This window comes from Autumnicola edwardsiae (assembly GCF_031846505.1).
Taxonomy (GTDB): domain Bacteria; phylum Bacteroidota; class Bacteroidia; order Flavobacteriales; family Flavobacteriaceae; genus Autumnicola; species Autumnicola edwardsiae.
In genome coordinates this window covers 1-10,793 of the sequence record NZ_JAVRHP010000106.1, presented here as the reverse complement: position 1 = coordinate 10,793, position 10,793 = coordinate 1, and the positions used below count along the sequence as shown (strand labels likewise).

At 39.7% G+C, this 10,793-nt stretch carries 10 protein-coding genes; 1 reads left to right on the top strand and 9 read right to left on the bottom strand.

The window, feature by feature from the left end:
- The 3 genes from uvrB to RM529_RS14545 form a co-directional block, all read right to left on the bottom strand.
- A partial coding sequence (uvrB, locus tag RM529_RS14555; RefSeq protein WP_311485493.1) for an excinuclease ABC subunit UvrB occupies positions 1-1,733 on the bottom strand: 1,733 nt, incomplete at its 3' end.
- A 156-nt stretch (positions 1,734-1,889) separates the two neighbouring features.
- Positions 1,890-2,726 carry an ABC transporter permease gene (locus RM529_RS14550; RefSeq protein WP_311485492.1) on the bottom strand — a complete coding sequence of 279 codons (837 nt, stop codon included), beginning with the start codon at positions 2,724-2,726 and terminating at the stop codon, positions 1,890-1,892.
- Positions 2,726-3,631, bottom strand: coding sequence for an ABC transporter ATP-binding protein (locus RM529_RS14545; protein ID WP_311485491.1), 906 nt, complete (start codon positions 3,629-3,631; stop codon positions 2,726-2,728). The genes RM529_RS14550 and RM529_RS14545 overlap by 1 nt, the downstream gene beginning before the upstream one ends.
- 92 nt (positions 3,632-3,723) lie before the next feature.
- Here RM529_RS14545 and RM529_RS14540 point away from each other — a divergent pair, with 92 nt between their 5' ends.
- Positions 3,724-4,788 carry a hypothetical protein gene (locus RM529_RS14540; protein WP_311485490.1) on the top strand — a complete coding sequence of 355 codons (1,065 nt, stop codon included), beginning with the start codon at positions 3,724-3,726 and terminating at the stop codon, positions 4,786-4,788.
- Positions 4,789-5,135: 347 nt separating this feature from the next.
- On the opposite strand, the gene RM529_RS14535 is transcribed toward RM529_RS14540, so the two are convergent.
- The 6 genes from RM529_RS14535 to RM529_RS14510 all read right to left on the bottom strand — a co-directional run.
- Positions 5,136-6,194, bottom strand: a complete 1,059-nt coding sequence (locus tag RM529_RS14535; RefSeq protein ID WP_311485489.1) for a nucleoid-associated protein — start codon at positions 6,192-6,194, stop codon at positions 5,136-5,138.
- A 48-nt stretch (positions 6,195-6,242) separates the two neighbouring features.
- Entirely contained in the window at positions 6,243-6,743 is a 501-nt protein-coding gene (locus RM529_RS14530) for an IS1096 element passenger TnpR family protein (RefSeq protein ID WP_311485488.1), read from the bottom strand.
- Between the two features lie 23 nt (positions 6,744-6,766).
- Entirely contained in the window at positions 6,767-7,792 is a 1,026-nt protein-coding gene (locus tag RM529_RS14525) for a COX15/CtaA family protein (protein WP_311485487.1), read from the bottom strand.
- Between the two features lie 135 nt (positions 7,793-7,927).
- Positions 7,928-9,349 (bottom strand): CCA tRNA nucleotidyltransferase, encoded by a 1,422-nt coding sequence (locus RM529_RS14520; RefSeq protein WP_311485486.1) that lies wholly within the window; start codon positions 9,347-9,349, stop codon positions 7,928-7,930.
- A gap of 118 nt (positions 9,350-9,467) precedes the next feature.
- The gene (locus RM529_RS14515; RefSeq protein ID WP_311485485.1) at positions 9,468-10,040 is read right to left on the bottom strand and encodes an L-threonylcarbamoyladenylate synthase; all 573 of its coding nucleotides are present in this window, start codon (positions 10,038-10,040) and stop codon (positions 9,468-9,470) included.
- Positions 10,030-10,793 (bottom strand): glycosyltransferase family 4 protein (locus RM529_RS14510; RefSeq protein ID WP_311485484.1); only part of this gene is annotated, 764 nt, incomplete at its 5' end. The genes RM529_RS14515 and RM529_RS14510, both read right to left, overlap by 11 nt.

Sequence of the window (10,793 nt, the reverse complement as noted above, 5' to 3'; positions counted from 1 at the left end):
TCGTTATAGTCAATTTGTTTCTGGCGGCGATATTCGGTTTCATCCATCGTCTTCTGCATACTGTCGGTAATTTTATCTGCATACAGAATTGCTTTTCCTTCTACGTGCCGTGCCGCACGACCTATGGTTTGGGTGAGGGAGCGGTTACTACGTAAGAAACCTTCTTTGTCGGCATCAATAATTGCAACAAGGGAAACCTCAGGTAAATCGAGTCCTTCCCTTAAAAGGTTCACCCCAATAAGTACATCGAAGATCCCTTTTCTTAAATCCTGCATAATTTCTACCCTTTCCAGAGTATCCACATCAGAATGAATATATCTACAGCGAATATCGATGCGGGTCAAATACTTGGTTAGTTCTTCAGCCATTCTTTTAGTTAAAGTGGTAACCAGTACCCGCTCATCTTTTTCTACCCGAATATGAATTTCTTCAATTAAATCATCGATCTGGTTAAGGCTGGGTCGCACTTCTATAACCGGATCCAGCAAGCCGGTGGGCCTAATTACCTGTTCCACATAAACTCCTTCGGTTTTCTGAAGTTCATAATCTGCCGGGGTAGCGCTCACATAGATCACCTGATTTTGCAGGGCTTCAAATTCTTCAAATTTTAAAGGTCGGTTATCCATCGCCGCGGGAAGTCTAAAGCCATAATCCACCAGCGTCTCCTTCCTGGAGCGGTCACCACCGTACATCGCGTGTACCTGCGGAATGGTAACATGGCTTTCGTCCACCACCATCAAATAATCATCTGGGAAATAGTCTAGTAAACAGAAAGGCCGCGTACCCGGTTTTCTTCCGTCAAGGTATCGCGAATAATTCTCAATTCCGGAGCAATAGCCAAGTTCACGGATCATTTCCAGGTCGAAATTTGTCCTTTCATCAAGCCGTTTTGCCTCCAGGTGTTTTCCAATATCCCTGAAGTAATCTACCTGCTTCACCAAATCGTCCTGAATGTTGCGTATTGCGCCCTGTAGGACATCTGGTGAAGTTACAAACATGTTCGCCGGATAAATATTCAGCCGGTCATACTTTTCCACAACATCATTTGTTCCCGGATCAAAGGCTTCAATTTCTTCAATTTCATCTCCAAAAAAGTGAATTCTGAAGGCATTATCTGCGTAACTCGGGAAAACATCTACAGTATCCCCTTTTATTCTGAAGTTTCCATGAGAAAACTCAGCTTCGGTCCGGGAATAAAGACTTTGCACCAGTTTGTGCAGCAATTTGGTTCGGGAAATATTCATGTCCCGTTCTATCGACACCACGTTTTTCTTAAATTCCACTGGATTTCCAATACCATAAAGGCAGGAAACCGATGCCACCACCAGCACATCCCGGCGGCCGCTTAAAAGGGAAGAAGTGGTACTCAGCCTTAGCTTTTCGATTTCTTCATTAATAGACAAATCCTTTTCAATATATGTTCCCGAAGAAGGGATAAAAGCTTCCGGCTGATAATAATCGTAGTAGCTCACAAAATATTCTACTGCATTGTCGGGGAAAAAATGCTTGAATTCTGAATATAATTGTGCGGCAAGCGTTTTGTTGTGGGCAAGAACAAGTGTGGGTTTTTGTACCTCTTCAATAACATTTGCAACAGAAAAAGTTTTTCCCGAGCCCGTAACCCCAAGTAAGGTCTGGTACTGATCGTTGCGGTTAAGACCTGTTACAAGCTGCTTTATTGCCTCCGGCTGGTCACCGGTAGGTTTATAATCTGATTCTATCTTGAATTTCATGTATTCTTTTCTTAGCCACGCGAAATTAAGCAATTCCCGTGCCTATTCAAACTCCTGAAAATCAATTCGATCTTTTAATTCAAATTGCTCTTCTTTTTATGGTTAATGCATTTAAAGAGCACTGAAATTAAAACTGAAAATCAAATTAGCCCACAATTACAAATCCCGCTTTTTCAACAGCCGGTAGGAGAAATATACAAAAATAAATGTCCAGGCAATAACTATTAAAAGCTGGTACCAATGGATGCCGTAATCCTTTTCAAATTCAGATCCCAATTGATTTGCGGCGGCCTGGAAGGCGTTTAGCCTAGAAAACGGCTCCTTAATAATATTCGCCATGCTTTCCAGCGGAAAGAAGCGCGCAATCTGATCTGCAGTTTCTGAACCTTTAAAAACTTTCCACTTTAAAACCCCGTAGGTAATACTTTCTATGATCCACCAGATAAAAAGGAAACCCAGCGCAAATGCCGAGCGTTTCACCAAAATTCCCAAAAACATACAGAAAGCAAAAAATGCGGTAAGTTTTACAAAGTATCCCAAAAGATATTCCAAATCTGAGAAGACTATGGAGAATTCGGTAAAATCTGAAAACGAAAGCCCCAGAATTAAAGAAACGATGAACAGGAATAAAGTTGAAACCAGCGAGAAAACAAGCACGGTCAGGAATTTTGAGAGTACAAATTCTTTTTTGCTCAGGCCATCTATAAGGTTTTGTTTTAACGTCCTGTTGCTGTATTCGTTGGACATCATCGAAACAATAACAATTGCCAGGAACAATTTAAGCATCGCTGCTATATAGCTGTTAAAATGCCAGATATATGGAAAATTAAAAATTCCCTGGTCTGCTACTCTAAACTGGATGTTGCCAAAATTAAATTCTATGGAAGCGAAAAGAGCGATAAATGTGATAAGGATAAAATACGTGAGCGTTAAAATTTTTGCTGAACGACTGTATTTTAGTTTATGAAATTCTATGTTTAATAATCGTAACATCAGGCTTTATTTGTTTGGTTAGTTAATTGAAGGAACTGTTCTTCCAGGCTTTGTTTTCTCTTTACGAGGTAACATAAGGAGAGACCTTTTTCAAACAAATATTCGTTAATTACTTCAGCATCCATGGGTTCTTCAAGTATGGCTGTTACCAGATCACCATTCAGCGTGATTTTTCCAATCGCGGGATGGTTTCCAAGCAATTCTTGAAGGCGTGCTGTATCTTTCGCTCTAAGTTCAAAAAAGCCGTGACTGGCATTAATTCCGTCTACAGGGCCGGTATAGAGTTTCACGCCATTCCGGATGATTACCACATGAGAACAGACTTTTTCAACCTCATCCAGCAAATGCGAAGCGAGGAGGATGGTTGTACCCATGGAGGCAATTTTCCTGATAATTTCCCGAATCTGATGAATTCCCTGGGGATCGAGTCCGTTTGTGGGTTCATCTAGAATAAGGATTTCAGGATCATTGAGCAGGGCAGAAGCGATTGCAAGACGCTGCTTCATTCCCAGGGAATAGGTTTTAAACTTGCTGTTTTTTCTATCTAAAAGTCCTACCAGTTCCAGTTTTTCCTCAATTTTTGCAGGCGGAATATTTTTAATTTTGCAAACCAAGGCCAAATTTTGGGCCGCCGTCATGTATGGATAAAAGTTGGGATGCTCTATTATTGCCCCTACTTTTTTTAAAGCTTCATGCGTAGATTCTTTTCCGTCAAACCAGAGAAAATCTCCGCTGGTTTTATTTACGACATTAAGGACCATTCCTAAAGTTGTGGATTTACCGCTACCATTAGGGCCTAAAATTCCGTAGACATTTCCTTTTTCAATGGTGAAAGACAAATTATCTACAGCCGTAAGTGAACCGTATTTTTTAGTAAGATTGGTGATGCTTAGGATTGTTTCCAATTGATGAAATGTTTTAAATAGGACTACGAATATCGCGTTTTGTTACAGGTTTCTCACTAGAAACTGTATTTTTGGGTAAAACCAATGGATATATGGAGCAGAAATTAATGTCGAAGAAGAAGCCTTCTTTCCCAATAAATGAACGTTTTAACAGATATTTGGCGAAATACAACCGCAACACAATGATCCCTGTGTTTTATGAAGATTTGCTGAGGTTTTCTGGTTCTATAGTGGTTTACGATCAACATGAAGAAGATACATTTTGGGTTCGTTGTTACTATCCCGACCATGAGCGCCTGGAAATTGACGAGAGCCTTAAAAAAGTCTATACGATCCTGCATTCTGACGGTAGTGATGACTCCCTGGAATTTCTGAATATTGATGCGATAGATTATTGCACTTTTGGAAATTCGAAACCATTTCGCGTAAAAGTGCGGAATATTTTAAATGATAGTTTTACTTATTTCTACGTAAAAACTGCAGATGCTTCAAGGGTTTACGGTCTCGAATTCGAGCACTTGCTTTCCCCACACAGGATTAATTTCCTGGTTTATAAAGAAACTTTAATTGAAGAGCATATTGCAGGTATTCCCGGAGATGTTTTTATTGAAGATCACATGCCAACCTGTAGTGACAGGGAGCAAACGCAAATCGCCAAGCAGTTTGTGAAGTTTAATGAACGCTGTACCGTACGGCTTTTGGGAGATATGCGTTCTTATAATTACGTGGTAATCCCTACGCACGATTTTGACCATGTGCAATACCAGATTAGAGCAATAGATTTTGACCAACAATGTTACGAGGGAAATCTAAAGGTTTACCGGCCCCAGTTTTTTAAGGAAAATTTTAAAATGGTAAAGTTAGTTTCAGAAAAATTGCAGGAATCTTCTATAGAACAATACAGGAAAGAGGAACGCTCACTACTTGCCAAGCGGATTATCAATACCAAAAGCAGGTACAAAGAATTGATAAGATGTATGATTAACGATCATGTTTCTACCGGGGACAAGGTTAAAAACCTGCGGCAGGATCTTTATAAATATACCAATGATGTCAAATTTAAGCGTGCCAGCACAATGGGCCAGATTCTACGGACTGCCCTGGATTTCGTGAAACGCAATTATGAAGATGTAAATATGAAGCGGTTGTTAAGCTGAAGAACTTCCTCTAAAAAAGTGAAGAGTGAAGAGTTCATTTTTTCGTACTTCTCACCTCGTACTTCATACTTCAAATTAGGTCGATAATTGCCATTTTTGGAACATCGTTTAGAAAGAGGAGAGAGGGAAGAGGAAAGAACTTTCGTACCTCTCACTTCTTACCTCGCACTTGAGATAAGGTCGATAATTGCCATTTTCAGGACTTGCTTTTAAGAGAGGAAAGAGCACAGAAAAAAAATTCCGTACCTCTCACTTCTTACCTCGTACTTGAGATAAGGTCGATAATTGCCATTTTCGAGGCATAGCTTAGGAAAAGAAAACTTTTCACTTTCCACTCTCCACTTAATTTAGCTTTTTTCCTCTTTATTGAAGTAAACCAGGTAATAATACATCTGTTTTTCTTCATCCCAACCTTTTTCTACAAATTTTTCAGCAGATTCGGGGTTTATGAAATCTAATTTTATCTGGATATTAGTGTCTAAGTTAATAACACTCTTAATTTTCTTCCTCGCGGCGGTAACTGCGGTATTTGCAATAGAAAAATCGGAAAGATCTTCAATTTTATATTTTGGCGCCTTCTCTGTTTTATAATTCTGAAATTCAGGTACCAGCTGCGGATTGTCAATTACCGAATTCAGGAAATTTGACTCTTCAAATTTGTCATTTTTCGCAAAGTAATCCATGCTCCGGTTCATAAACATGACTTCTTCTTTTTTGTCTTCCGCAGGAAGAACCACGTCCTTAGCGAAGTTTTTGCAGAAGTTGAGGTAATTTTTTGTGTGATAATTGTCATCTGCGAGCACATCTACACCCAAAAAGTTTTCCAGCCAATATTTCGTATCGTACCTGTTGGAATCGACTGAAAGGATTTTGTAACCTTCATCGCGGCCGGTATTAAAAATAAGCGCTCCTTTGTCGAGTTTGTTCAGGTTAATTCCCTGTTGAACAATCATATCCAGAACACTTCCTTTTTCTTCAAACTGAAGAAAATCATGCTTTAATTCAGACTTAAATATTCCAATGGCCGGCATTTTGATGTTATCCAGCTGCATATTCTCAAAATATACTACGTAAACTTCGCCACTCTTAATATGCGGATGGGCAGACTGCTCAAAAAGTAAAGTGGTTATTTTCTTAGAAACATCGTGGGCCAGATCTGGACTATCAAAAATTGCATTTGCCAGATTGTAAAGTTCGTTGAACTCTAGGTCTGTTTCATGTGAAAACTGATAGTAATTTTCTTCCTTTTCGCGAAAGGGCTTCAGGAAAAATTCCTTAATAAGCGGTTTAATTTCGTCCTCAAGATTATAAGGACTTGCAGAAAGAAAAAGACCTTCATTTCTACTTTTATTACCTACTCTGTGAATAGATAAAGATTCAATTTGGGCATTAAAGAGGTTTATCATTTAGTAATGAAAGTAAAGAGTTAAAGAATATACGGTGAGCAATGCAGATTAATTCCAGTTCTCGTCAAAAGAAAGGTTGTCGTAATCATCAATATCGAAGTCGTCATCAAACTCTGCCGATCCTTCTTCACTTTCCCCTATAAATTCCTTTTCGGGAGCGGCGTTGGGAATTTGGCCATGCACGAACATAAGGTTTGGATAATCAATACTGTCCTCGGGATCTGCAATTTCAGCAAGTTCCACCAGGAAAGTCCACATATTTAGAAAATCGTAGACATAGATCATCTTCGTATTATCTTCTGAAAGAACACTGTCCAGGCTGGTTTCGTTCATTAGCCTTACTTCGCCACCCATGTCGAACTGAGAGAATTCTTCTCCCTGGTTCCAATTATCGTCGCTGGCGTAAAAGGAAGCCATTTCTGTCCCGTCAAATCCAAAAGACTGAATTATGGTGTTATGAAGATCCTCCAGGGTGCTTTCCTGAAGCATTTCTATATCTCTGAACACATCCTCTTCCGCATCTAGAATTACTCTGAATCGATAAACCATAGCTTTAAATTTAAGGGGCAAAGTTACAAACTTTTGTACTTCTTAGGGGCATACACGCATTCCATTAACAAATAAAACTGGATCCCGAAGAACAGCGAAGCGATCACCAGATGCAACGGCTGGCTAAGAAACGGGAAGTCCAAATTAAACATGGCAATACCTGTAATAATTTCCAATAAAAGCAGAATAAGTAGCCAGTTAATTTTTGAAAATTTTAAGCCGAATTTCTTGTTTTGCCACCAGAGCAGGAGGTTTACAAGCAGTACCAGGATGGAAAAGGAGCGGTGGAAATAAAAGGTGAAGTTTGGGTTGGCAAGCCATAATTCTTCAAGTCCTGGGCCTAATGCTTTAGACTGCTCATCCACAAACTGCCGTACCTGGGTGCCCAGTACCACCTGGATAAGTGTAAGCACTATGGCGAAAATAAGGAGGTTCTGGAAACTTTTCCTGTTGTAATGTTCCCGTGCTTTTTCTGAAGAAAAGTAGATAAGATAGATGAGAATGGCTACAATTACCAGCGCCATCACCATGTGTACCGTAATACGGGCGGGTGCAAGAACAGAATAAACGACGGTCGCGCCAAGCCATGCCTGAAAACCCATAAGGAAAACGGTAAGCCAGGACAGCAACGGAATACGTTTATGGGTTTTCCATTTTTTAAGGGATATAAATGCCATTATTAAAACGGCAAATCCTGCAAGTGCGCCGCACAGCCTGTTAATATATTCCACCCAGGTATGTGCCGGGTTAAAAATTGCATAGTCATGTTTGCTGTAGGTTTCCCAGTTTTTTTCGTTATATTCTTTAGAAGAAGTAAAATCTGAAGCAGCGACCTGCAAGGTTTCATCAACAATAATCACCTGGCCCTTTTCATATTTTTTTTGTGGCTGAAACAAAAGTTCGGCCTCTTCAGTAGGAGGAATGTAATATCCGAAGCATTTTGGCCAGTCAGGACAGCCCATTCCAGAGCCGGTCATCCTTACCACGGCCCCGGCAATAATTACCAGGTAAACAAGGACAAGCGCTATTTTTGCTGATTTTCGATACACTTTTTGTGGATATTAGATTTGAGACTGCTTCGCTATCAGAATTTTGGATTTGGTTCAGGGATTTTTAAAATTTCTATTCTTCCAGCTGAATTTTCCTGCTCGATTTGCTACTCCAAACTCCGAACTCGGAACTCCCTACTTCACCGGCTGTAGCCCGAGTTTTTTTCCTCTTTTCAGCATAAAATCGTGCGCTGCATCATATTCGTTGGGAATTTCTCCTTCAAGAATAGCTTCTTTTATCGCGTCTTTTATCATTCCCACTTCTCTGCAAGGTTTAAGATCAAAAGTTTCCATTATTTCTTCCCCGCTTACCGGGGGCTGGAAATTGCGCACATGGTCTCTTTCTTCAACTTCTTTAATTTTTTGCCTTACTATTTTAAAGTTGTTGTGATACCGGTCATAGCGCTTTGGATTTTTAGTAGTAATATCTGCTTCACATAGCGTCATCAAATCTTCAATATTGTCACCGGCATCAAAAACGAGCCTGCGAACAGCAGAATCTGTGGTGTTATCATCTACTATAGCAATAGGTCGCGAACTCATCAGTACCATTTTTTGAACAAATTTCATCTTGTCGTTCAATGGCATTCTAAGGCGTTTAAATAACTTGAAAACCATCTTCGCGCCCACAAACTCATGTCCGTGAAAGGTCCATCCAATCTTCTTATGAAACTTCTTTGTTGGTGCTTTCCCTATATCATGAAGAAGCGCAGCCCATCTTAGCCAGAGATCATTTGTACTTTCAGAAATGTTGTCTACTACTTCCAGGGTGTGCCAGAAATTATCTTTATGGCGTTGCCCTTCAATTTCATCTATTCCTTCCAAAGCGGTAAGTTCAGGAAGAATTAGTTTTAAAAGTTTTGTTTTATGAAGTAGCGCAAAGCCAACTGATGGTTTTTCTGAAAGCAATATTTTATTCAGCTCGTCTACAATGCGCTCTCTGGAGATTATTTTGATCCGGTCTTTATTTTCCCGAATTGCTTTAAGAGATTCTTTTTCAATCCTGAAGCCCAGCTGCGCGGCAAAACGAATTGCTCTTAACATGCGCAAAGGATCGTCTGAATACGTAACATCAGGATCTAACGGAGTCTTGATAATCTGGGATTCTAAATCCTCGAGTCCGTTAAAGGGATCCAGAATTTCCCCAAAATTTTCTTTATTCAGACTTAAGGCAAGTGCGTTTATCGTAAAATCCCTACGGTTCTGGTCGTCTTCCAGCGTTCCATTTTCCACAACGGGATTCCTGCTGTCTTCACTATAACTTTCTTTACGGGCACCCACAAATTCGATTTCCATATCGAAAGCCCGTAGCATCGCCGTGCCGTAATTTTTAAAGATCTGTACTTTTGGTTTGTGCGGTAATAACTCAGAAACCTTTTTGGCAAGTTCAATCCCGCTTCCCACGGCCACCACATCAATATCCTTTGGGTTGCCCCGCTGCAGAATGTGATCGCGCACAAAACCTCCAATAACGTAGCTTTCTACATTCAGTTCTTCTGCAGCAAGTGAGATTACATTAAATATTTTATGATCTAAGGCTTTTTTGTAGTTTTCCACTTACATTATTTCTTTAGACAAGTCCTCGTCGGCAGACTTGAAGCTTATCGGGAAGACCTGACAGGTTTTTAAAACCTGTCAGGTCTAAAAAATTTCATCTCTCGTCTGGCAAAAAAACCTACTTTCTCACCACCTTCACTTTTCCATCGTTGCTTAATTTAATAATTGCAGATGGTTTGGTGCTTTTTTTTGACTGGTGCAAATTTACTACATAGTCCACACCTTTTAAAATTTCCGGAGCTATTTGAGAAAAGGATTCCGGAGTTTTTTCTCCGCTAATATTTGCTGAAGTGGAGACGATAGGCCTACGGAATCTTCTCACCAATTCCTTACAAAATTTGTCCTTAGTCACGCGTATGGCAAGTGTATTATCTTCGGCAATAAGGTTTTCAGCCACGCGAATTGGATCGTCGTAAATGATGGTGGTGGGTTTCGCGGCATATTTCAGGATGTCATAAGCCACTTCAGGAACATCTTCTACATATTCGTTCAACATTTTAAAATCTGAAACAAGACAGATAAGCGATTTGGACTCGCTTCTTTTCTTGAGGGCAAAAACTTTGTCCACGGCATCAGGATTTGTAGAATCACAACCAATCCCCCAAACAGTATCGGTAGGATAGAGAATAAGTCCGCCGCGTTTTAGTACGTTGATTGCCTCCTGGGATTCAGTTTTAAAATCATCTTTCATGTATCACTTTTTTATATTCAGAATATGTTTTTTCAGCCATTATTGCTGAAGTAAAATTGCTTTCCAGTTTTTGTCGCGAAATACGAACAAAATTTTCCCGGTCCTGCTGATTGTTCAGCAAAGATACGATATGTGCGGCCAACTTCTTAACATCAAAAGCAGGCGCAAGTAAGCCATTCACTCCATGTTCAATAACTTCAGAAATACCACCTACGTTAGTGCTTACCACCGGAACTTTATGGTAAAAGGATTCGTATATAAACTGCGGAATTCCCTCACTTTCTGAAGTCATTAGACTAATATCGAATTGCGGGATAAAATTAGAAGCGTTTTCAAATTTTCCCATAAAACTAATATGCTCGCCGAGCTTGTGTTCTTTTATAAGTTTAAGCAGAGGGGCAGTAAGATCTGTAAATTTCCCAATTTGTATAAAATGTAAATTGCTCATTTGTTGTTTGTTAATAAGCTCATCGGCCACAAAGATTAATGTCTTTAAATCCTTAGGCCATATGTGATTTGCGATATTCCCAATAATTTGTGTTCCTTCTTTCAGCTTCAATTTTTTCTGAAGAAGAAAAGGAGCAGACGTTGATTTGTCTTTAAAGTTCGTGCCGTGATAAATGCAGCATATCTTACTTTTATCTATAATATTTTCTGAAGTAATCGTGGCAGTGGCCTTAGAAACACACAAAATTTTCTTTACCTGGGGAGAGTTGTATTTGAAGAGGGTCTGCTTTCTTGGACGAATGGGAA

Coding starts and splice junctions, on each gene's coding strand:
- RM529_RS14550 (WP_311485492.1), bottom strand. CDS start 2,726: ATGTTACGATTATTAAACATAGAATTTCATAAACTAAAATACAGTCGT.
- RM529_RS14540 (WP_311485490.1), top strand. CDS start 3,724: ATGGAGCAGAAATTAATGTCGAAGAAGAAGCCTTCTTTCCCAATAAAT.
- RM529_RS14535 (WP_311485489.1), bottom strand. CDS start 6,194: ATGATAAACCTCTTTAATGCCCAAATTGAATCTTTATCTATTCACAGA.
- RM529_RS14530 (WP_311485488.1), bottom strand. CDS start 6,743: ATGGTTTATCGATTCAGAGTAATTCTAGATGCGGAAGAGGATGTGTTC.
- RM529_RS14515 (WP_311485485.1), bottom strand. CDS start 10,040: ATGAAAGATGATTTTAAAACTGAATCCCAGGAGGCAATCAACGTACTA.